The 21,925-nt window shown below is 73.9% G+C and carries 16 protein-coding genes; 1 reads left to right on the top strand and 15 read right to left on the bottom strand.

Features of this window, described 5'->3' with window-relative positions:
• Window position 1: 1 nt before the first annotated feature.
• From PV410_RS06410 to PV410_RS06460, 11 genes are all read right to left on the bottom strand, one after another.
• A complete protein-coding gene (locus PV410_RS06410; protein ID WP_500322870.1) occupies window positions 2-2,629 on the bottom strand; it encodes a serine/threonine-protein kinase in 2,628 nt (875 codons plus the stop codon).
• On the bottom strand, window positions 2,626-3,912 hold the full coding sequence (locus PV410_RS06415) for a hypothetical protein (RefSeq protein WP_500322872.1): 1,287 nt from the start codon (window positions 3,910-3,912) through the stop codon (window positions 2,626-2,628). Before PV410_RS06415 ends, PV410_RS06410 begins: the two co-directional genes overlap by 4 nt.
• A 39-nt stretch (window positions 3,913-3,951) precedes the next feature.
• Window positions 3,952-4,971 (bottom strand): glutamate ABC transporter substrate-binding protein, encoded by a 1,020-nt coding sequence (locus PV410_RS06420; RefSeq protein ID WP_500322874.1) that lies wholly within the window; start codon window positions 4,969-4,971, stop codon window positions 3,952-3,954.
• 17 nt (window positions 4,972-4,988) lie between these two features.
• Entirely contained in the window at window positions 4,989-6,377 is a 1,389-nt protein-coding gene (locus PV410_RS06425; RefSeq protein WP_500323052.1) for a GlnX family signal transduction membrane protein, read from the bottom strand.
• A gap of 229 nt (window positions 6,378-6,606) precedes the next feature.
• Window positions 6,607-7,623, bottom strand: a complete 1,017-nt coding sequence (locus PV410_RS06430) for an N-acetylglucosamine kinase (protein ID WP_500322875.1) — start codon at window positions 7,621-7,623, stop codon at window positions 6,607-6,609.
• Complete coding sequence (locus PV410_RS06435; protein WP_500322876.1) at window positions 7,614-8,876, bottom strand: 6-phospho-beta-glucosidase; 1,263 nt, start codon at window positions 8,874-8,876, stop codon at window positions 7,614-7,616. Before PV410_RS06435 ends, PV410_RS06430 begins: the two co-directional genes overlap by 10 nt.
• Window positions 8,873-9,778 carry a carbohydrate ABC transporter permease gene (locus tag PV410_RS06440; protein WP_500322877.1) on the bottom strand — a complete coding sequence of 302 codons (906 nt, stop codon included), beginning with the start codon at window positions 9,776-9,778 and terminating at the stop codon, window positions 8,873-8,875. Before PV410_RS06440 ends, PV410_RS06435 begins: the two co-directional genes overlap by 4 nt.
• Window positions 9,779-9,783: 5 nt before the next feature.
• Window positions 9,784-10,731, bottom strand: a complete 948-nt coding sequence (locus PV410_RS06445; RefSeq protein WP_500322878.1) for a carbohydrate ABC transporter permease — start codon at window positions 10,729-10,731, stop codon at window positions 9,784-9,786.
• On the bottom strand, window positions 10,731-12,068 hold the full coding sequence (locus PV410_RS06450) for an ABC transporter substrate-binding protein (RefSeq protein WP_500322879.1): 1,338 nt from the start codon (window positions 12,066-12,068) through the stop codon (window positions 10,731-10,733). Before PV410_RS06450 ends, PV410_RS06445 begins: the two co-directional genes overlap by 1 nt.
• 110 nt (window positions 12,069-12,178) lie before the next feature.
• Window positions 12,179-13,345, bottom strand: coding sequence for an ROK family transcriptional regulator (locus tag PV410_RS06455; RefSeq protein ID WP_500322881.1), 1,167 nt, complete (start codon window positions 13,343-13,345; stop codon window positions 12,179-12,181).
• A gap of 322 nt (window positions 13,346-13,667) precedes the next feature.
• Window positions 13,668-14,726, bottom strand: a complete 1,059-nt coding sequence (locus tag PV410_RS06460; protein ID WP_500322883.1) for a mechanosensitive ion channel family protein — start codon at window positions 14,724-14,726, stop codon at window positions 13,668-13,670.
• Window positions 14,727-14,959: 233 nt separating this feature from the next.
• Between PV410_RS06460 and PV410_RS06465 the strand changes: the two genes are divergently transcribed.
• Window positions 14,960-15,496 (top strand): HNH endonuclease, encoded by a 537-nt coding sequence (locus tag PV410_RS06465; RefSeq protein WP_500322884.1) that lies wholly within the window; start codon window positions 14,960-14,962, stop codon window positions 15,494-15,496.
• A 102-nt stretch (window positions 15,497-15,598) separates the two neighbouring features.
• On the opposite strand, the gene PV410_RS06470 is transcribed toward PV410_RS06465, so the two are convergent.
• The 4 genes from PV410_RS06470 to PV410_RS06485 all read right to left on the bottom strand — a co-directional run bounded on the left by PV410_RS06470 (window position 15,599) and on the right by PV410_RS06485 (window position 21,782).
• A complete protein-coding gene (locus PV410_RS06470; protein WP_500322886.1) occupies window positions 15,599-16,987 on the bottom strand; it encodes an FtsX-like permease family protein in 1,389 nt (462 codons plus the stop codon).
• Window positions 16,984-17,694, bottom strand: a complete 711-nt coding sequence (locus PV410_RS06475; protein ID WP_500322888.1) for an ABC transporter ATP-binding protein — start codon at window positions 17,692-17,694, stop codon at window positions 16,984-16,986. The genes PV410_RS06470 and PV410_RS06475 overlap by 4 nt, the downstream gene beginning before the upstream one ends.
• Window positions 17,691-18,230 (bottom strand): PadR family transcriptional regulator, encoded by a 540-nt coding sequence (locus PV410_RS06480; RefSeq protein ID WP_499511918.1) that lies wholly within the window; start codon window positions 18,228-18,230, stop codon window positions 17,691-17,693. Before PV410_RS06480 ends, PV410_RS06475 begins: the two co-directional genes overlap by 4 nt.
• Before the next feature lie 141 nt (window positions 18,231-18,371).
• Window positions 18,372-21,782: a beta-N-acetylglucosaminidase domain-containing protein gene (locus tag PV410_RS06485; protein WP_500322889.1), complete on the bottom strand. Its 3,411-nt coding sequence runs from the start codon at window positions 21,780-21,782 to the stop codon at window positions 18,372-18,374.
• Window positions 21,783-21,925 lie beyond the last annotated feature (143 nt).

Raw genomic sequence — 21,925 nt, forward strand, 5'->3', positions numbered from 1 at the left:
GTTACACCCACGTCCGGGGGCGGAGGCGGTTGGCCCGCTCCACCAGATCGATCCTTGTGCGGCCCTGGTCGGCGAGCCGGGCCAGTACCCGGTACGAGTGTTCCAGGCCGAAGCGCAGCCCCCGTTCGTCCAGGTCCCGGCCCAGGAGCCCGGGCGTGGCGGATCCGGCGGAGGGGGCGCCGGCCGCGCCCTGCTGTCCGGCCAGCACCCAGTCCAGCGCGCTGCCCAGCACCTCGGTGGACAGCTGCTCGCGCAACCGCGTGTCAAGACCCAGCCGTTGCAGGTCCTCGACCTGCCGGGCCGCGGCGCGCAGGTCGTCCAGGAGCGGCTCCTGCGGGGCGCGTCCGCGCAGCCGCGCGCGGACGGCCGCCACCCGCGCGGCCGTGTAGTGGATCGAGGACTCGGGGACCGACTCCAGGGCGGCCACCGCCCCCGCCCGGTCGCCCGCGGCGAGCCGGACGCGGGCCAGGCCGAAGGCCGCGCTCACGTAGCTCTGGTCGGTGGTCCACACCAGCCGGTAGTACTCGGCGGCGTTGTCCAGCTGGCCCAGCACCTCGGCGCAGACGCCGAGCGCCAGCTTCGGGGCGGGCTCGCCGGGGAAGGCGTCGTAGACCGCGTCGAAGGACAGCGCGGCGGTGCCGTCGTCACGGGTGACGAGCGCGGCCAGACCGCGGTGCCACACCACGCGCCAGTCGTCGGGATGCTCCTCCTGCAGTCTCCGCAACTCCTCGACGGCCGTGGGCGCGTCGTCGTTGTCGAGCCGGGCGCGTACGGTGCGCAGCCGCAGCTCCGGGGACCGCACCGGCGCCGCCTGCAGCGCGGCCACCAGCTCGGACGGCGCGGCGGCCGCGAGTCCGGCCAGGAAACCGGCGTTGGGGTCGGCGGGGTCGACGTGCGGCACGGGCAGCGAGAGCGCCGCGGCCCGTACGTCGAGCGGCGAGACGGCGGGCCCGGCCGCCAGGGCCGGCGGGGCGGTCCGCTGGGCGGGCACGGTGAACGGGGTGCCCGGCACGGTCGCGGCGTACCCGCCGGGGCCGGGCACCGGTGCCGGCGACGGGGGCAGGGCAGGAGCGGCGGCCGTCGCGGCGGGCAGGGCGGGCGCGGCGCCCCTGCGGTCGCCGTTCGTACCGTTCGCGCCGCGGTCGCCCAGGGTGGAGGCGTCCTCGGCGGCCGCCAGCAACTCGGTGTCGACTACCCGCAGTTCCGGGCCGAACAGGGTGGAAAGCGCGGGCCGCGGCTTGCCGGTGCCGAGCGCGACGACCTCGCGCAGCACGCCCAGCAGCTGCTCGCTCATCTCCTCCGCCGAGCCGAAGCGCCGGCCCGGGTCGGGGTCGGTGGCACGGACCAGCAGCCGGTAGAAGGACTCGTAGCGGGAGAAGACCTCGATGCCGTCCGGGTCCGGCAGGCTGTCCGCGAACACGTTCGTGTAGCCCTGGAAGTCGAAGGTGAGCACGGCCAGCGTCCGCGCCACCGTGTACAGGTCCGAGGCGACGGACGGGCCGACCTCGGGCACCTCGGGCGCCTGGTAGCCGACCGTCCCGTAGATCGGGCTGTCCTGGTCGTCCATCCTGCGGACGGCGCCCATGTCGATGAGTTCCAGCCGGTCCTCGGTCTGGATGGCGTTGTCGACCTTGAAGTCGCAGTAGAGCAGGTTGCGGCTGTGCAGGTGGCCGAGGGCGTCCAGCGCCTCGATCGCGTAGGCGATGGCCTGGTCGACGGGGAGCGGCTCGCGTCTTCCGTCGGCGCTGCGGCGCTCGTTGGCGATCTCCTTGAGGGACTTGCCGCCGACGTACTCCATGACGATGTAGCCGTCGAGGGTGCCGCCCCGCGGGTCGAGGTGCTCGACGAAGTTGTAGATCCGCACGATGTTGGGGTGCTCGATCTCGGCGAGGAAGCGGCGCTCGGAGACCGCCGCGGCCAGCGCGTCCTCGTCACCGGTGTCGAGCAGGCCCTTGAGCACGACCCAGCGGTCGCTGACTGCCCGGTCCACGGCCAGGTAGATCCAGCCCAGGCCGCCGTGCGCCAGGCAGCCCACCACCTCGTACTGCCCGTGCACCACGTCGCCCGCCCGCAGCTTGGGCGTGAACGAGTACCGCTGGCCGCACTTGGTGCAGAAGCCCTCGGTGCGCCCGGGACGGTCCCCGCGGCTGCGTCCGACCGGCGCCCCGCAGTCGCCCTTGCTGCAGAACCGCTTCCGCTCGGGGACCTGCGGGTCGTGCAGCACCGCGGCGGCCGGGTCCGGCCGGGGGATGGGCGGTACGGTCACCAGGCCGGCGCCCAGTTTGCCCCGGGTCGGGCCGCTGGAGCCGGAGCGCGAACTGCGCACGGAGACGGAGGCGGCGCCGCTCGTGCTGCCGCTGAGCGAACGGGACAGCCGCCCCGACACCGAACGGCGCGAGGAGCGGGACGAGCCCGAGGTCCGCGACGAGCGCGAGGAGGCTGCGGAACCCGGTCCGGTCCCAGCGGTCCGCGACGGCTGCGACGGCTTCGACGAGCCCCCGCCCCCGCCCGGGCCGGCGGCCGCACCCGCCGCCGCGGCGAGCGGCGCCAGCCCGCACGTGTCGCAGAACAGCTCACCGCCGCCGACGTCCTCGATCGTCCCGTCGCAGCCCGGACGCTGGCAGTTCATCGTGCATCCCCCCTGTGGTCGGCAGGTCCCGCCTGCCCCGGCACCAGCAGCTCGGCAACGGCCTGCTGATAGCGCAGCACCGCGTGCTCCGCGGCGCGCAGGTCGCACGGCGCGCTCCACAGGAGACGCCGTGCGTGGTCGTACCGCTCCATCAGGAGCGGGTCCTCCGCCATCCCGTGACGCGCCACCTTCGCCCGGTACGCGTCGAGCCGGCCGCGCAGCTCGGCGCGGACGGCCAGCGGCGCGGTGACCGCGGTCAGCGACTCGCGGGCGCGCAGCAGTTCGTCGTCCGCGCGCTGTTCGAGGCCGTCCAGCAACGGGGAGAGACGGTGCCACTGGCCGGTCCTGCGGAAGTCGACCGCGGCGGAGAGCTGATCGTGCAGCGCGACCGGCGCCCCGCTCACCGCGGGCACCTCCGAGGCCGCGATCTTGGCGAGCACCTCGACCCGGGCGCTGCGCGCCTCGGTGAGGGTGCGGTCGGCGCGCGACAGGACGTCCCGCAGCCGCATCAGCCGGTGGTCGGCGTCGTCGCGGACGTGCAGCACGGCCTCGACCTCACGCCGTATGTCCTCCAGGGTCCGCCCGGCCCGGTCGTAGCGCCCGGTGTCGGGCCGGCCGCCGGACCAGAAGGCGAGCGGGTCGGAGACCACCTCGGCGCGCAGCGCCGCCAGCGAGTCCAGCATCCCCGCCAGGTCGTCGCCCGAGGGGTGGGTGCCGGGGCGCACCCCGACGGACTCGGCGAGCGAACGGACCCGCTGCGCCTCCGCGATCAGCAGGTCGATGCGCGCGGGCAGTGCCGACCACACCGCGTCGGCTGCGGACACCACGTCCATCACCTGCGCGTACCACTCGTTCATCCGCGCCAGCAGCTGCTCCAGGCTGACCCGTTCGCTCAGCCGGGCCGGACCCGTCAGGCCCCGTGCCGCTTCCGGCACGGCGCCGCCGGAGACGGTCACGCCGGAGCCGCGCAGCAGCTCGGTCAGTTCCCGCAGTTCGCTCTGGGTGGGCCAGCGGCGCCGGCCGCGCAGGGCCCGGGCGGTGACGAGGGCCTCCGTGTACGTGTCGAAGTGCGCCCACAGCAGGGCGACGGCCTGCTCGGCCGCGGCCCAGCGCTCCTTGGTGGCACCGCTCAGCGCCGCGCCCTCCAGCAGCCTGCGGCCGGAGTGGTCCTGCAGCGCGAGCAGGGACGCCTCGATCGCGTCCCGCTCGTCACCGAGCCGTGCCAGGGCACGGTCGGCGTCCTCACGGCTCATCGCCGGTCCGGATGGTCCCGCGACCGCCATCGCACCTTCCTTCTCTCCCGCCGGTCCCCGTGCTTGGCGTCAGTCCTTGTAGAGCGGTTCCGGTGGCCCCTCGATGCCCGGAAGGTCCGCCTCCAGCCAGGTACGGTACGCCTGCATCCACGGACTGTCCGCGCCACCGCTGCGGTAGTCCTCCAGCACCCTGTTGACCCGGCGCACCAGGTCGGTGTCCTTCTCGTTCATCGCCACGCCGTAGTACTCGGTGGTGACCGGGGTGCCCACCAGCCGCACCGCCGGGTCCTGGGCGGCCTGGCCGGCGGCCAGCGCGTTGTCGGTGAAGACGGCGTCCGCCTCGCCGAGTTGCAGCATCACCAGGCAGTCCAGCTGGTTCGCCACGAGCAGGACGCGGGGCTGCAGCCGCTCCTTCTCCTTCTCCAGCTCGGCCTGCCCGGTGCTCCCCTGGGCGACGCAGATCCGTTTCCCCTCCACGGAGGAGTCGAACCCCTTGATGGTGGACCCCTGGCGGGGGACCAGCAGTTGCTGCCCCGCCTCGAAGTAGGCGGTGGAGAAGGCGATGTGCTTCTCCTTGATCCGTTCGCAGGTGATGCTCACGGTGCGCACCAGCAGGTCCACGTCACGGTTGTTGACGGCGTCGAAGCGCTTGGCGGTCGGCACGGTCTTGTAGAGGATCGCGTCCTCGCTGCCGAGGATGTCCTTGGCGATGGCCTTGGCCAGGTCGATGTCGAAGCCGACGATCTTCCGGGAGACCGGGTCGCGGTAGCTCCAGCGGTAGCCGTTCTGGTCGACCCCGATGACCAGTTTGCCGCGCTTCTTGATCCGTTCGATCGCCGGTCCGCTCGCGGAGGACGGCCGCAGACTCGCCTCCGGGTGGCCGCCGCAGTCGTCGTCGGCCGTGGCCCTCCCCGGCGCGGCGGCCGGCGTCCCGGTGGCCGCCGCCCGTGCCTCGGGCCGGTCCCGGTCCCCGGACGTGCCGTCCTGCAGCGGCAGCGCGGCGCCGGCGGCCGCTGCCGCGCACAACGCGGCCGCCGAGACCACGGCCGCCCAGCCCCGCACGCGCCATCCACGCTCCTGGCGTCCCATCAGCCGCCTCCCCCCGCTCACCGGTACTCCGACAGCCGGCGCCCGATGCCGAGCACGGCGCCCGCGGCGCCGAGCACCGCCAGCAGCGCGGCACCCGCCACCAGCCCGTCCAGCGCGCCGCGCCCGTCGGCGGCCGCCCGTTCGAACTCCTGCTGCTCGTGGTCGACGGCGTCGGCGAGGTTGTTGTCGACCTCGTCGAAGCAGAAGCCGGTGAACTGCTCGGGCCGTTGCCCGTTCTCGTACGTGCCGCCGATCGTCTGGGCAACGGCGTCCAGGTAGTTGCCCGCGTCGTCCTTCTCGCGGGCCTCGCCGTGCAGTCCCCACCAGGCCTTCGCGGCCTCCATCGCGGACGTGATGCTCTTGCGGCCCTGGTCGTCGTCGGCGAGGTCGAGCGCCCGCGCCAGCAGGCCCGTCCGCCCGTCGGCGTCCGTGCCCGCCAGGCCCTGCAGTTGCTTGTCGTACGCCGTGCTGTAGGCGTCCCCGCCGCCGCGGGCCACGAGCGTCAGGTTCTCGTTGCCCCGGGCCTGCAGGGTCTGGATCCGGGCCTCGTTGAGGACCTGCAGCGACCGCGCGCCGTGCGCGTAGGAGTCGTCCAGCCGGGCACGGGCGACGCCGTGCCCGGCGACCAGCCACAGCAGCACCACGGCGGTGGCCACCGTGCCGGCGAGCATGCCCGGGTTGAACACCCGGTGGGTCCGCCGGTACGACCGCCGCTGCGCCCACACCAGTGCGACCAGCGCGACGAGGCCGAGGCCCCAGGCGGCCAGCGGCAGGGCCTTGGCGTCCTGGTAGTCCTCGCCCAGCCGTGCGGTCTCGATCGTCCACAGCTGCTTGGCGTCCGGGAGGATCTCCTCGCTCATCATCTTGTTGGCGCGCCGCAGGTACGCCCCGCCGACCGGGAAGCCCTGGCGGTTGTTGGCGCGGGCCCGTTCGACCAGGCCGGTGTAGACCGACAGCCGCTGGTTCAGTCGCTCCAGGCGGGCCTGCGCCTGGGCGGAGTCCTCGGAACTGGCCGCGGCGTCGGCGATGTTCCGCGAGGCGATCTCGATGTCCCGGGTGTACCGCTCGCGGTCCTGCGCGGGGTCGTCGCCGCCGGCGAGGAAGCCGCCGGCGGCGGTGGCGTCCGCGTCGGCGAGCGAGCGGTAGATGTCCGCGGCCCGGGCGCTCAGCGGCTCGCTGTGGTGGATCACGTCGTCGGCCGCGGCGGCGCGATCGGTGATCTGCCACGCCGTCACCGCGCCGAAGGCGACGACGAGCAGGGCCAGCAGCGCCCCGATGATCCGCAGCCGTCCCGGTTCCGTGGTGGCCGCGGCGCGCCACACCCGTAGTTGCTCCACCCATGCCCGTGGCCGCCTGCCGCCGGGTGCGGGCGTGTCCGCCCGCACGGTCGGCGACTGCGTCTCCATCGGCGTCCGTGTCACCTGCCGGCCCTCCCCCCGACCCGTTCCCCCGCGCGTACGCGCGACGAGCCCATGACCAGCAGTATGGCCGTCGTCACCGGCATCCACCCAGGGATTGCGTGGATCTTGCCGTCCGTACAGCCCGACCGCCGCCCGCCTGGTCCCCCCGCGCGCCGCCCCCTCGCAGCTCACCACGCACGGGGAGGGCGTTCGGTTCCCCCGGCGTGCGCGCCGGTTATGACACGGAGCCCACCGATGCGTAGTGCGCCCGCAGCCGGGCGTGCGCCTGCGCCGCCGCGCCGGTGGCGTCCAGGCCCAGCAGGGCGGCGCCCAGCACCGGCGGGGAGGTCACCACCTTGGGGACGGCCTTGGGCGCCGCGGCGGCCAGCAGGGAGATCACGGAGTCCATCAGCAAGGGGTGGCGGGCGGCCAGCACTCCGCCGCCGAGGACGACGTCGGTCTCCTCGTCGAGCAGGTCGAGCCGGCGCAGCGCGACCGTGGCCATGACCACGATCTCCTCGGCCTGCCGCTCCACGATGGCCCGGGCGACCGGGTCGCCGGCCTGCGCGGTCGCGAAGAGGACGGGGGTCAGCTCGTGCTTGCGGGAGATCGCGAGGTGGCCCAGGTGCAGGGCCTCGATCAGGGCGTACATCGAGGTCAGCCCGAAGTGCCCGGGCAGCGCGGCGGCGAGCGCGGTGGCGCCGCCGCGGCCGTCCTCGGCGCGCGCCGCCCACCACAGGGCCTCGTCGGCCAGGCCCGCCCCGCCGCCCCAGTCGCCGGACAGGTGGCCGATGGCCGGGAAGCGGGCCGTGCGCCCGTCCGGGAGCATGCCCGCGCAGTTGATGCCGGCGCCGCACACCACGGCGACCCCGCGCGGCCCGTCGACGCCCGCGCGCAGGAGGGCGAAGGTGTCGTTGGCGACACGGGTGGTCCCGCCCCAGCCCCGGGCGTGGACGGCAAGTTCGAGCTGCTGCTCCTCCACGGGGAGGTCGGCGTTGGCCAGGCACGCGGAGACGTGCCGCACCAGCGGCTCCCCGGGACGCGGGGCGAGGCCGGCGGCGTCGGCGGCCCGCTCGACGATGCGCGCGATCACCTCGACCGCCGCCTCGGTGCCGACGATCTGCGGCTGGAACCCGCCGCCGCGGGCGGTGCCCAACACCGTCCCGTCGGCGGCGACGAGGGTGACGTCGGTCTTGCTGTTGCCCGCGTCGACGGCGAGCACCCCGTCGACGACGAGAGGGTTCAGGCCCACGCGAGGTGCTCCCGGTTGTGCGCGATCAGACGGTCGGTCAGGGCCTCGGCGTACTCGTACTGGCCGACGAGGGGGTGCGAGAGCAGGGCCTTGAAGACCCGGTCGCGTCCGCCGTGCACGGCGGCGCTCAGCGCCAGGTCCTCGTAGGCGGTGACGTTCGCGACCAGACCGCCGAACAGCGGGTCCAGGGGCGGGACGGGCAGCGGGTGCGTCCCGTTCGCGTCCACGGTGGCCGGGACCTCGATGACGGCGTCGTCGGGGAGGAGGGGGAGGGTGCCGTTGTTCAGGGTGTTGACGACCTGGACGTCGCCGGTGTCCCGCAGGAGGGAGGAGGCGAGGGCCACGGCGGCCTCGGAGTAGTAGGCCCCACCGCGCCGGGAGAGCAGCTCCGGCTTCTCGTCGAGGGTCTCGTCCCCGTACATCCCCAGCAGTTCCGCCTCGATGGCGGCCACCTCGGCGGCCCGGGACGGCTTGGTCCGCATCTCCCTCACGACCTCGTCGTGTGCGTAGTAGTAGCGCAGGTAGTACGAGGGCACCACGCCCAGCCGGTCCAGCACCGGGCGGGGCAGGTGGAGGTCGGCGGCGATGGCGTCGGCGTGCTCGGCGAGCAGCTTCGGCAGGACGTCCTCGCCGGCGGGACCGCCGAGCCGGACGCCGCGTTCCCAGGTGAGGTGGTTGAGGCCCACGTGGTCCAGGTGGACGTCCTCGGGCGCCACGCCGAGGAGCCCGGCGAACTTCCGCTGGAAGCCGATGGCGACGTTGCACAGTCCGACGGCCTTGTGACCGGCCTGCAGCAGGGCGCGGGTGACGATGCCGACCGGGTTGGTGAAGTCGATGATCCAGGCACCGGGGGCGGCCCGGCGGACCCGCTCGGCGATGTCCAGCACCACCGGCACCGTGCGCAGCGCCTTGGCCAGCCCGCCCGCGCCGGTGGTCTCCTGGCCGACGCAGCCGCACTCCAGCGGCCACGCCTCGTCCTGCGCCCGGGCGGCCTGGCCGCCCACGCGCAGTTGCAGCAGCACGGCGTCGGCCCCGGCCACGCCCGCGTCCAGGTCCGAGGTGGTGGTCACGGTGCCGGGGTGGCCCTGCCTGGCGAAGATCCGCCGGGCGAGCCCGCCGACCAGCCGCAGCCGGTCCTCGGCGGGGTCGACCAGGACCAGCTCCTCGACCGGCAGGGTCTCCCGCAACCGGGCGAAACCGTCGATGAGTTCCGGGGTGTACGTGGACCCGCCGCCCACGACCGCCAGCTTCATCCTTTGACTCCCGTCAACGTCACGCCTTCGATGAAGGCCTTTTGCGCGAAGAAGAAGACGACGATCACGGGTGCCATGACCAGCACCGTGGCGGCCATCGTCAGGTTCCAGTTGGTGTGGTGGGCGCCCTTGAAGGACTCCAGGCCGTAGCTCAGGGTCCAGGCGGCCGGGTTCTCGCTCGCGTAGATCTGCGGGCCGAAGTAGTCGTTCCAGCAGTAGAAGAACTGGAACAGCGCCACCGCGGCGATGGCGGGCTTGGCCATCGGGAGCACGACGCTCAGCATCGTGCGCAGTTCGCCGCAGCCGTCGACCTTCGCCGCGTCCGTGTACTCCTTGGGGATGGTGAGCAGGAACTGCCGCAGCAGGAAGATGGTGAACGCGTCGCCGAAGGCCATCGGGATGATCAGCGGCCACAGCGTGCCCGACAGGTGCAGCTGCTTCGCCCAGAACAGGTACATGGGCACGATGACGACCTGCGGGGGCAGCATCATCGTGGAGATCACCAGCATCATCGACAGGTTCCGCCCGCGGAAGCGGAACTTGGCCAGCGCGTAGGCGACCGGCGTGCTGGACACGACGGTCAGCACGGTCCCGAGGCCCGCGTACAGCAGGGTGTTGCGCCACCAGGTGAGGAAACCCGGGGCGTCCCAGACGGTGCCGAAGTTGCCCCACTCCCAGGTCCTGGGCCACAGGTCGCGGGTGAGGGCCTGGTTGTCGCTCATCACCGCGGTGAGGAAGACGAAGACGAACGGCAGGACGAAGAAGAGCGCGGCGGCGATGCCGAGGGCGTGCACCGCGATCCAGTGCAGCGCCGCCTTGCGGGCCGCGGTGCGCCGCGCACCGGAGGGGAGTCCGGTGGCGGACGCCGGGGCGGAGGGGGCGAGGGTCGCGTGGGTCGTCATGGGTGTCAGTCCTCCGCCGTCAGGAAGCCGCTGCGGCGGCGCATCAGGAGCGCGGTGAAGGCCATGGAGAGCGCGAAGAGCACGAGGGCGATCACACAGGCCGAGCCGGTGTCGAAGCGCTGGAAGCCGAGGTTGTAGACCAGTTGCGGCAGGGTCAGCGTGGACTTCTCCGGGTAGCCGGGTTCGAACTGCTGGCCGGAGCCGCCGATGATGCCGCTGGCGACCTTCCCGGCGACCAGGGGCTGTGTGTAGTACTGCATCGTCTGGATCACCCCGGTCACGACGGCGAACATCACGATGGGCGAGATGTTCGGCAGCGTGACGTAGCGGAACCGCGACCAGGGGCCGGCGCCGTCCAGCTCGGCGGCCTCGTACTGCTCCTTGGGCACGTCGAGCAGCGCCGCCATGAAGATGACCATGAGGTCGCCGATGCCCCACAGGGCCAGCAGCGTGAGGGCGGGCTTGGACCAGGACGGGTCGTTGAACCAGCCGGGCGTCGGCAGCCCGGCGCTGCCCAGCAGGTGGTTGACCGGCCCGGTGCCGGGGTTGAGCAGGAAGGCGAAGGCCATGGTCGCGGCCACCGGCGGGGCCAGGTAGGGCAGGTAGAAGGCGGTGCGGAACAGCCCCGCACCCGTCTTGATCTTCGTGATCAGCAGCCCGATCCCGAGCCCGAACACGACCCGCAGGCTGACCATGACGACGACCAGCCACAGGGTGTTGCGCAGCGCCGGCCAGAAGAACGGGTAGTCGTTGAAGACGTACGACCAGTTCTTGAGGCCGTTCCAGGTGGGGGCGGTGAAGCCGTCGTACCGCATGAAGGAGAAGTAGACGGTCGAGACCAGCGGGTAGGCGAAGAAGACGCTGAAGCCGATCAACCAGGGCGAGAGGAAGGCGAGGGTGCGAAGCGCCTCGCGGCGGCGCTTCGCCCTCAGCATCGGGTGGACGGTGCTCATCAGCGGGCCTGCGCGATGTCCTTGTCGACCTGCTCGTCGACGCCCTTGAGGCCGGCGGCCAGGTCGGTCTGCTTGCCCGCCTCGTAGGCGTAGCCGAAGTCCTGCAGCGTCAGCTGGTAGGTGCCGCCGTTGACGCTCGCGGGGGTGGTGGTGCTGTTGGGGTTCTGCGCGATCTCCACGAAGGTGCGGAAGAGGGGATCGGCGTCCAGCTCCGGGGACTTCAGCGCGGCCAGCGTGGACGGCACGTTGTGGATGGCGTTGGCGAAGCTCACCACCGCGTGGGTGTCGGTGGTCATGTACTTCACCAGCTCCCAGGCGGCGTTCTTCTTGGCGCTGGTGTTGGCGACGCCGATGATCGTGCCCGACAGGTAGCCCTTGCCGTAGGTGTCGGCCTGGTCGTCCGGCACGGGGAAGGGGGCGACGCCGATCTCGAACTTCGTGCCCGCCTCCCCGGCCATGCCGGCCCGCCACTCGCCGTCGATGGCCATGGCCACCTGGCCGGTGTGGAAGGGGTTCTTGGCGCCCCACTCGTCACCGAAGCCCGACCGGTACTTCTCCAGCTTCTTGAAGCCGCCGAGCGCCTTCACCATGTCCTGCTGCCAGGTGAACATGGCCGCGAAGCCCGGGTCCTTGGCGACGCCGGACTTGCCGTCGGCGTCGAAGTACTTCGCGCCCCACTGCGCGGCCAGGTGCGTGGTGGTGGACTCGTAGCCGTGGAAGTTCGGCATGAATCCGAGCTGGGAGTAGGAGTCGCCCTTGCTCTTGGTGAGCTTGACCGCGTCGGCCTTGAACTCCGAGAGGGTCTTCGGCGGGGAGGTGATCCCGGCGGCCTTGAAGGCGTCCTTGTTGTAGTACAGCCCGTAGGCGTCGCCGAGCAGCGGCAGCGTGCAGCGCTTCCCCTCGAACTGGGTGTACTCCAGCATCGGCTTGGGGAAGGTCGCGGCCGGGTCGATGCCGGACTTCTTCAGGAACGGGTCCAGGTCGGCGAAGGCGTTGGACGAGCAGAACTTGCCGACGTTGTCGGTGGTGAAGGAGGAGACGACGTCCGGGGCGTTGGGGCCGCCGGCCCGCAGCGCCTGGTTGATCTTGTCGTCGGTGATGTTGCCCTGCACCTTGACGTGGATGTTGGGGTGGGCCTTCTCGAACGCCTTGACGTTGGCGTCGATCGCCTTCACCTCGCTCGGCGCGGACCAGCCGTGCCAGAAGGTGATGGTCACGTCCTTGCTGGGGTCGTCGCCTGCGGTGTTGTTGCCGGAGCCCGTGCACGCGCTCGTCAGCAGGGTTATCGCGGCGGCGGCTGCGACGGCGGCCGCGGCCGTCTTGGTGGAACCGGACACTTCGCTTCCTCCGGGGGACTTCGGGCGGTTCGAGGGTGTGCGAGACCGGCGGAGGGACCCGCGGGGGGTCCGTCCGCTGCGTGTGCGGGTGGGTGGATGGGCCGGTGCGTTCAGCGCGAGGTGTCGAACACCTCGTCGCGGGTGGTGGCGAGGGCGCTCTGCAGCGCCCCGGACAGGACGGGGTCGTTCGGTACGCCGCCGAGCACCAGCCGGGGCCGGGGCACGGCCAGGTCGGCCAGTTCGGACTGGACCAGGCAGCGCAGCGGCTCCCCGCCCGCGGCGATCACCCCGCCGGCCAGGACGATCAGTTCGGGGTCGAGGACGGTCACCAGCGAGGCCAGCCCGATGGCGAGCCCGGTGGCGAAGCGCCGCAGCAGCTCCGCGTGCGCGTCGTCGCCGGTCCCCGCCGCCGCGGCGAGCAGCGCCGAGGCGCCCTCGGCCTGGGTGCCCCGTGGCACGGCGAGTCCCAGTTCCCGCGCGATGCGCAGCACCGCGTTGCAGCCGGCCAGTTCCTGGAAGCCGCCGGCGTTGGCCTTGGCGACGTGCCGGACCAGGGGGGTCCCCGGCACCGGCATGAAGCCGACCTCGCCGGCACCGCCGGTCCAGCCGCGGTGCAGCCGGCCGCCGATCACGATGGCCGCGCCGATGCCCTCCTCGTTCCACAGCAGGACGAAGTCGTCGTGGTCCCGGGCCGCGCCGAGCCGCTGCTCGGCGACGGCGGCGAGGTTCACGTCGTTGTCGTACTCCAGGGGGACGGGCAGGGCGGCGGCCAGCTCGTCCAGGAGGGTGGGGGAGTGCCAGCCGGGGAGGTGGCTGGCGTAGCGCAGCCGGCCGGTGCTGGGGTCGAAGGCGCCGGGGGTGCCGACGACGATCCGGTGCAGGTCGGTGCGGTGCAGCCCGGCCGCCTTCACCGCGCCGTCGACGGCCTGGACGACCTGCTCAACGGCGCCGCCCTGGGCGCGCCGGCCGCGGCCGGGGGCGGCGAGCTCGAACACGCCGGTCACCCGGCCGGTGATGTCGGCGACGGCGGCACGGATGCGCTCGGTCGTCACGTCGAGGCCGGCGACGTGCGCGGCCGCGGGGTTGACCGCGTACAGCTGGGCGTTGGGCCCCGGGCGCCCGGCCGTCGTGCCGGTTGCGAGGACCAGCCCGGCCGCTTCGAGACGGGCGAGCAGCTGGGAGGCGGTGGGCTTCGACAGGCCGGTGAGCTTGCCGATCCGGGTACGGGAGAGCGGGCCGTGTTCGATGAGCAGGTCGAGCGCGGCGCGGTCGTTCATCGCCCGCAGTACGCGCGGTGTGCCGGGGGTACCAGGTGTGCCTGGGCTTCCGGGGGTACCGGCCACGGTCTCGTCCTCCCTCGTCGTGACGGCTCGCGCCGCAGGCTACGGCACGGGGCTGATGGGCTGGGTGGGGTCAGGGGGGCTGGTGTGCCCGGTGGTGGTAGTTAGGAAACTTTCCTGTTGGTGAAAGGCAAGGTAGGCGCCCGTGGCCGGAGCGTCAAGGGCGGTTCGCGAGGTCGGCGCCAAAGCGTTACCGGCCGCACCGCGGCACGCAAAAGGGGCGCCGGGCGGTGCCCGGCGCCCCTGGTGGGCGGTGTCGCTACTTGACGGTGCTCGGCTGGGACGGCGCCGGGGCCGGGGCCAGCGGCTGGGCCGCCAGGGCCTGCGGGGAGGCGGGGTTGGCCAGTGCGGACGGCGGGGCGACGGCGGACGAGGGGTCGGCCGGTTCGGCCTCCTCCGCCGCCTGCGGGGTTCCGCCGACGATCGCGATCCCGGCCGCGTCGAAGGCCCGCTTGATCCTCCAGCGCAGTTCCCGGGCGACCGCCGCCGACTTGCCCGGCATCGTCTTGACCTGCGCCTGGATCAGCACCGAGTCCGAGGTCACCGCCTCCAGGCCCAGCACCTCGACCGGCTCCCAGAGCACCTCGTCCCACGGCTGGTCCTTGGCCATGGCGGCGGCGGCCTCCTCGATCACCGTGCGGGCCCGGTCCAGGTCCTCCCCGTAGCCGACCTGGACGTCCACCACGGCCGTCGCCCAGCCCTGGCTGAGGTTGCCGATCCGCTTGACCTCGCCGTTGCGGATGTACCAGATCTCGCCGTTGTCGCCGCGCAGCTTGGTCACCCGCAGTCCGACCTCGACCACGGTGCCGCTGGCGACGCCCGCGTCGATGACGTCGCCGACGCCGTACTGGTCCTCCAGGATCATGAAGACCCCGGAGAGGAAGTCGGTCACCAGGTTCCGCGCGCCGAAGCCGATCGCCACACCGGCCACCCCCGCGCTGGCCAGCAGCGGAGCCAGGTTGATCTTCAGCACGGACAGCACCGTCAGTGCCGCCGTCCCCATGATCACGAACGAGGCCACGCTGCGCAGCACCGAGCCGATCGCCTCGCTGCGCTGCCGCCGCCGCTCGGCGTTGACCAGCAGCCCGCCCAGTGCGCTCGTCGCCGCGACCTCGGCGCCGCGGTTCATGCGCTCGATGAACTTGGTGATCATGCGGCGGACGACGGACCGCAGCACCAGCGCGATCACCATGATCAGCAGGATGCGCAGCCCGGCGGAGAGCCAGTCCGCCCAGTTCTGGCTGATGTAGTCGGCGGCGTCGGTCGCGCTCTTCTGGGCGTCGTCGATCGTCGTGACGGTGGACGGCGAGGGGGACACGGGCGGAAACCTCCGGGTTGGGCAGGCTTCCCACACTAACGGGGGAGGCGAAGTGTCCCGTTGTGTTGTTCGAGCGCGACGTGCGGTGATTCAGGGCATGTAAAAGGGGTGTGGTTGAAAACACCCTCGCTCCGTTACCCGGTCATGGTGGCGCCGTGACCGGGCTTCCGGAGAGACTGTGGGCAGATCGTCCCGGCGCGAGCCACGCGCCGCCGGCGTAAAAGGAGGCACCCGTGCCGCATGTCCTGGTCCTCAACGCGTCGTACGAGCCGCTCGGCGTCGTACCGCTCCGCCGCGCGCTCATCCTCGTGCTGAACAAGAAGGCCGTGTGCCTCGAGGAGTCCGGCGCCTATATGCACAGCGCGACCTGTAGTGTCCCCGCTCCGAGTGTCGTCAAGCTCACCAAATTCGTCCGAGTCCCCTTTCGCGGCCCCGTGCCCCTGACCCGGCGGGCGCTGTTCGCGCGGGACGGCGGCCGGTGCGCGTACTGCGGAGGCGTCGCAACCAGCGTCGACCACGTGATCCCGCGCAGCCGCGGAGGCCAGCACACGTGGGACAACGTGGTCGCGGCATGCCGCCGGTGCAACCACCTCAAGGCCGACCGCCATGTCGCCGAGCTCGGCTGGCGGATGCGCAACCAGCCCGCCCCGCCGTCCGGTCTCGCCTGGCGGATCATCGGGACGGGGCATAGGGACCCGCGCTGGCTGCCATACCTGCAGCCATTCGGCGCGGAGGACGCCATGGCCCGGATCGACGGCATATCCGCCTGAGACCGGGCCTTCGTGTTGTCCTGAACCGTCCCGGACCGGGCTCAGGGCCCCGGACCGCACCCCCGTGCCGGTCCGGGGCCCCTTCCCGCGCCCGCCGGCCCCCTACTCGTGGCGCAACTGCGCCGGGTGCACGGTGCGGCGCAGCAGCGGCAGGGAGGTGGCGGTGGCCAGCAGGGCGGCGGCCAGCAGGCCGCCCGTGAGCAGCGCCGGCTCCAGCAGCGGCAGAGGGCGCCGCTCGTGGTGGAGCACGACGGGGAAGACGAGCGCCAGGCCGCAGCCGGCGCCGAGCAGCAGCGCCGGGACGAGGGGCAGCGCCGTCTCCAGCAGCGTGGCGCGCCACAGCACCTTCCGGGGCGTGCCCGCCGCGGCCAGGGCGGCCAGGGTCCGGCGGCGGGTCATGAGCGACTCCACGACGCCCACCGCGACGCCGCTCACGGTGACCGCACTGCCGATCAGGATGGCGAGCCCCGCCAGGTTCCAGCCGCCGATGTAGAAGGCCAGGTCGTCGGCGCTGTAGCCCGGATCCGCGCGCAGTCCGTCCAGCGTCACCCGGCGCATGGCCACCCAGCCCGCCCCCACCAGCGCCGCGAGCATCAGCACCGAGTGGGCCCGGGCCGCGGCCCAGGGGTCGTTGCGCAGCCGTTCCCCGGCGATCAGCAGCACCGGACGGCCCGACCGGGCGGCGAGCCGTCCGGTGAGCAGTGCCAGCCCCGCGCTGCTGTGGAGGAGCCCGTAGACGTACAGGACCACGAACGCCGGCACGACCACTGCGGTCGGCGCGCGGTCCAGCGCCACCCGCGTCCCCGCCAGCATCAGCGCGGTCCCCGCGAGCAGCGCCACCGGGCCCAGCAGCCAGCGGATCGCCCCGCTGCGCGGCGGGCGTCGCTTCGCGACCACGCCCAGCGGGTCGTGCGCCGACCGGCGGAGGGCGAACCGTGCCTCCAAGGTGGCCAGCACCGGCACCCCCAGGACGACCAGGACGGCGGGAAGCCACGGCACCGGCGCGTCGGTGGGCCAGGTCAGCGTCCCGCGGTCGTCCTGCACCGCCGCGACCACGGCCCGCAGCGCGAGGAAGCCCACCAGTCCGGCCACCGCCCCCAGGCCGCCGGCGGCGCCCGCCTCCAGTGCGGCGATCCGCCGGACCTGCCGCGGGGTGGCCCCGGACAGGCGGAGCGCGGCAAGCCGCCGCTCGCGCCGCAGCGCGCCGATGCGGGTGCACTGGCCGAGGAAGGCGACCACCGGGACCAGGAGCAGCAGGAGCACGGCGACGACCCCCGGCCGCAGCCCGGCGAGGTTGAGCAGGTCGTTGGTATAGCGGGGCGGCCCGTCCGCGTACCGGGTGCCGATCACGGCCACGACGGCGGCCGCCAGGGCGAAGCCCGTGCCGATGGCGGCGCCGAGCGCGGTGAGCGTCAGGCGCCACCACTCGCTGCGCGGGGAGCCCCGCAGCAGTGCCCAGGCCAGCAGGGCGTCCCCCCGAAGGCCCCTCACCGGGTCACCTCGGCGGCGGGCTCGTCCTCTGACTCGACGACGCCGTCCCGCACCGTCGCCTCGCGGTCGGCGTACGCCGCGACCTGGGCGTCGTGCGTGATCAGGAGCACGGCGGTACCGGACTCGCGGGCGGCGTGGACCAGGGCGGTCATGACCTGCTCACCGGCGAGGGAGTCCAGGGCCCCGGTCGGCTCGTCCGCGAAGACCGCCTTCGGGCCGGTGACCATCGCACGGGCCAGGGCGACGCGCTGTGCCTGCCCGCCCGACATCTCGCCCGGGCGCAGGGCGGCCTGACCGCGCACGCCGAAGCGCTCCAGCCAGGTGCCCGCACGGTCGTGGGCGGCGGCGCGGGAGGTCCCGGCCAGCAGCAGGGGCAGGGCCACGTTGTCCAGGGCGGTCAGTTCGCCGACCAGTTGGCCGAACTGGAAGACGACGCCGAAGTCGGTGCGCCGCAGCGTGGAGCGGCGGGTCTCCCCGGCCTGGTCGAGCCGCTCCGCGCCGGCCTCGCCGCCCGTGTAGCGGACCTCGCCCTCCTCCGGCCGGACGATGCCCGACATGCAGTGCAGCAGCGTGGACTTCCCGCTGCCGCTCGGGCCGGTGACGGCCAGGACCTCCCCGGGCAGCAGGCGCAGCGAGGCGCCGCGCAGGGCGTCGGTGGTGCCGTACCGCTTGACGAGGCCGCGGGCCTCGATCAGGGGTGTGGTCATGCTGAGGTGACCTCCTCGGCCAGGGCACCGAGGCGCTGCGCGGCGTTGTCGATCCAGCGCAGGTCGGCGTCGAGATGGGTGAGGGCGTAGTCGGCGGAGAGCACGGCCGACAGCGGGGCGCCGGGCGCGGTCTTCACCGCGGTGAGCTCGCGCATCCGGGCGAGGTGGGCTGCGCGCTGCAGGCGCAGGAACGCGGCGGGGTCGCCGTGGCCGGAGGCCATGATCGCCGTGACCTTGGCGAAGATCTCGTTGGCCGCGCTGACGGGCGCGGGCGGTACGGGCTCCCCGAGCCAGCTCCGCAGTGCCAGCGAGCCCTGTTCGGTGAGCCGGTAGGTGGTGCGCTCCGGGCCGCCGTCGCTCTCGGTGGCGTCGACCTCGGCGAGGCCGTCGCGCACCAGGCGCTGCAGGCTGGTGTAGACCTGGCCGTAGGCGAGGGGGCGGGCCTGGGGGAAGCGTTCGTCGTGCCGCCGCTTCAGGTCGTAGCCGTGGCCGGGACCGGCGGCGAGCAGCCCCAGCAGGACGTTGCCGGTGCTCATGCGACGCGCCCCCCCTCTCTTCACTCAATACATGTACTCAGTGAATAGTGGCAGACGTGCGACCACCCCGCAACGGTCCGCAACGGCCCGCGGGCGCACGGCGGGCGGCAGGGGTGGGCTGCGGGGGTGGGCGGTCCCGGGTCAGTCGGTGACGGCGTACGCCTGCAACGAGTACAGCGAGTAGCCGTACTTCGTGCCGCGCTCCAACCCCTGCACGCGCAGGAAACGCGTGTCGGAGGGGGCGTCCAGCCGTACGGACTCGGTGCCGCCGCGGCCGTCGGAGATCACCGCCGCGGTGTGCCAGCTCTGCCCGTCGGCCGAGGTCAGGATTGTGTAGCGGGAGGCGTACGCGTCCTGCCAGCGCAGCACCACCCTGCCGATCCTGGCGGCCCGCGGGAGCTCGGCCTGCACCCAGGCGTCGTCCCGCACGGGGGAGGACCAGCGCGTCCCGGGGTCACCGTCGGTCAGCGCCGAGGCCGGGAAGTCGGCGGTCTCGTCACCGGAGGAGGTGGCCGGGGCGCCCGCGGCGAGGTCGGGGCCGCCGGAGCGCGGATAGGCGTGCACCGTGACGGTCTGCCGCACGGTGCGGCCCTCGGCGCGGAACGCCAGCGGCACCTCGTACAGGCCCGGCACCCCGTCCGCGGGCAGGGACAACCGCACCGGCACCACGACCTTGCCGCCGCGCGGCAGTTCCACCTCACCGGGCGTGACGGCCTCGACGCCCTCCGGGGCCTCGGCGGTCAGCGACACCCTGGCGGCGGCGGGCGAGGCGTCGGTCAGCTCCGCGGTGACGGTCGCGGGGGCGCCGCCGAGTTCCAGGTCGGTCTCGGTGCGGTCCAGGGTCATCCGGGCCGCCGGCCGGTCGGCGTACCAGGGCACGATCTCGTGGACGACCGGCGGGTGGGCCCCCGCCGACGGGGTGACCCGCACCGCGTCCGCCCGCAGGCCCTGCGCCGGCAGTTCGGTCCAGCCGCCGCCCAGCGAACCGAGCCGGTGCCAGCCCTGGCCGGGCACCCGCACCTCCACCGACCCGGCGGTACCTTGCCCGGTGTCGGTGAGCACGGTCAGCGCCTCCAGCGGGCGGGCCGAGCCGTACTCCAGGGTCAGCCCCCCGGCGGGCACGCGGACGGTGGTCGTGGCGTCGCCGTCGGCGGCCGCCAGGGACGCGGGGTCGGCGGCGAGGACACCGGAGGTGCCGTCGTCCTCCGTGCCGACGGTGAACTCCCGCACCGTCACGGCGTTCTCCTGAGCGGCGGTCGCGCGCAGCCGCACGTACCGGGCCCGGGTGCCCTCGGGCAGCCGCACGGTCACGCTCCGGTCGTCGTGCACCGTGGCGACGGTCCGCCAGCCGCCCTCGTCGCCCGCTGAGTACTCCAGCACCGCCTCGCGCAGGTAGTCGTCCCGCTCGGGGCCGCGCTGCGCGGCCCCCATGGCGACGCGCACGCTGCGGATCGTGCGGGTGCCGCCCAGGTCGACCCCGAAGGCGTCGTCCTGCTGGGGAGGGGCGTCGCTGGCCCAGGCGGTGCCGTCCTTGCCGTCGGTCATCAGCGACGGGTCGGTGGACCGGGCCGAACCCAGGGTGGCGGTGGCCTTGCGGCCAGCGGTGCGCACGCCGGTCCACGCGTCCGCCGTGGCGAGCGTCTTCGCCAGGAACGGGTCGAGCACCCCGTGGCCCACGGTGGCCGGGCTGTTCGCTATCCGCCGGCGGGCCCGCTCCAGCGCCAGCCGGTCCCGCCACGCGCCGGTGCCGTCACCCGCGCGCAGCGCCACCAGCATGTCGACGGCGTGCTCGCCCGCCGAACCGTACCGGGCCAGCTGGCTCAGCCACGGCCGCACCTCGCCGCCGAAGGAGCCGTCCGCCAGGCCGTCCAGGCGCTCCGGGGCGCCGCGCATCGTGGTGAACGCCCCGCGCAGCCGCCCGGCCGCCTTCTCCAGGCGCTCCCGGCCGCCGTTCGCGTAGGCGTCCAGGAACTCCGCGATGAGCGGCCGCAGATACGCCGACTCGCCCTCGTCCAGCGCCGAGGAGGCCTCGTTGCCCGCGAGGGCGCGCAGGGCGTCACGGGCTCCGGGATCGCGGCCCGCCAGGTCGTCGACGGCCGCGCGCCAGGAGGCCGCACGGTCGTACCCACGCGGGTTCCACGCGTAGTCGGCCACCGTGAACAGTGCGATCCGGGAGGCGGCGGGCTGGCGCATCGCCGTCGCCAGCAGTCCGGCGGACGCCGTCGCGACCGCGGGCTCACGTCCGGTGTAGGGGCCGAGGAAGATCCGGTCCTCGGCGAAGTCGTTGACCGGGTAGTCGTCCATCGTCAGCAGCGGGTGCTGCAGCGCCGCCCGGGCGTCGGCGATCTGCCGCCCGGTGATCTCCCCCGGGACGACGCCGACGCCCGTCCACGCCACCTCCACGCCCCGGTCGAGCACCCGGGCCAGCTCGCCCCGGAAGTCGGTGGCGCCGTCCTGGTAGTACTCCGTCGGCAGCAGCGACAGCGGTACGGCGGCCCCGTGGCGCTCCGCCAGGTGGGCGGCGAGCGCGTTGGCCACGTCGGCCTGCGCCCGGGCCGCGGCCTGCGGGCCGTCGCCGTACGCGTCCGCATCGGCGTCGCAGTGCCACTCGCTGTAGCTCACGTCCTGGAACTGCAACTGGAAGCCGCGCACGCCCAGCGCCCACATCGCGTCGGCCTTGCGCAGCAGCGCACTGCGGTCCTCCTGCGAGGAGAAGCACAGCGCCTGGCCCGGCGACACCGCCCACGCCAGCGTCACGTGGTTGGCCCGGGCCCGCTCGGCCAGGGCGCGGAACTCCGCGCGGCGCGCGGCGGGGTAGGGCTCGCGCCACCGCTCCTGGCGGTAGGGGTCGTCGCCGGGGGCGTACAGGTAGCGGTTCTGCTTGGTGCGGCCGAGGAAGTCCAGCTGGGCGAGCCGCTGCTCCTGGGTCCACGGCTCGCCGTAGAAGCTCTCGGTGACGCCGCGCGTCGCCGCCGCGGGCCAGTCGCGGACGACGACGCCCGCCAGGCCGCGCGCGGTCGTCAACTGCCGCAGCGTCTGCGCCGCGTGGAACAGCCCGTCCTCGCCCGCCCCGTCCATCGCCACGACGGTGCGGCCGCCGGTGCGTCCCACGGCGAGCCGGTAGCCGCCGGAGGGCAGGTCCCCGGTGGGCGCGGCGCCCAGGGCGCGCAGCGCGGTGTCGGCCCGCGCGCCGCCGGCGTAGACCACCAGCCCCCGCGGGTCCGCAGCCCCCTCGTGGAGCGCGGTCACGCCCGCGCCGCGCAGGATGGCGCGGAGGGCGTCCAGGGCGTGGGGGTCGGCCCCGGGCCCGGCGACCAGGGTCGCCGTGTCCGGTACGGCGAGGGTGCCGCCGCGACTGCGCAGCGACTGCGGCTTGGGGTGCACGGCGGGCGCGGCGTCCGCCGTCACGGTGCCGTCCGTGGTGCCGGGCGCCGTCGTCGGGACGAGGGGCGGAGCGGCCAGGGCGGCCGGCGTGGTCCCGAGCACCCCGCCGACGACGGCGGCGACGAGCGCTGCCGTGTGGGTCGCGGCGGTTCTCCTGCCCGGGGTCATGGTCCGACAGCCCATCACCCGCACGGAGCGCGTGTCAACGCAGCGACGCGCCCCTTCCGGCCGGTGCCCGCGGGCCGTACCGCCGGTAGCCGGCGGCGCCCGGGGACACGACCGGCCGGTCGAGGGAAAACCCCCGGCCGTCC

The organism is Streptomyces sp. PA03-5A (assembly GCF_033792725.1).
Lineage (GTDB): Bacteria > Actinomycetota > Actinomycetes > Streptomycetales > Streptomycetaceae > Actinacidiphila.